This window comes from Veillonella sp. CHU740 (genome assembly GCF_003992055.1).
Taxonomy (GTDB): domain Bacteria; phylum Bacillota; class Negativicutes; order Veillonellales; family Veillonellaceae; genus F0422.
In genome coordinates, this window is sequence record NZ_RQVD01000033.1 from 1 (window position 1) to 262 (window position 262).

Here is a 262-nt window from a genome sequence, read left to right on the forward strand (position 1 = left end):
GTAGGCCTATAGCTCAGCTGGTTAGAGCGCACGCCTGATAAGCGTGAGGTCGGTGGTTCAAGTCCACTTAGGCCTACCAGTGCCTTTCTTCAATGAAGAAGAGCTAATAGAACTAAGTCCTATCTTAAGATGGAAGAAATTCCTAATCAGGATGAGTTCCGAATACAAGATAGACTCACATGGGGGCGTAGCTCAGTTGGGAGAGCACCTGCCTTGCAAGCAGGGGGTCAGGAGTTCGAATCTCCTCGTCTCCACCATTTCC

The 262-nt window shown here is 49.6% G+C and carries 2 tRNA genes; both read left to right on the forward strand.

Annotated elements, in window-relative coordinates:
• Positions 1-2 precede the first annotated feature (2 nt).
• Positions 3-79 (forward strand) — tRNA-Ile (locus EO115_RS08325).
• 102 nt (positions 80-181) lie between these two features.
• A tRNA-Ala gene (locus tag EO115_RS08330) sits at positions 182-257 on the forward strand.
• Positions 258-262: the final 5 nt, after the last annotated feature.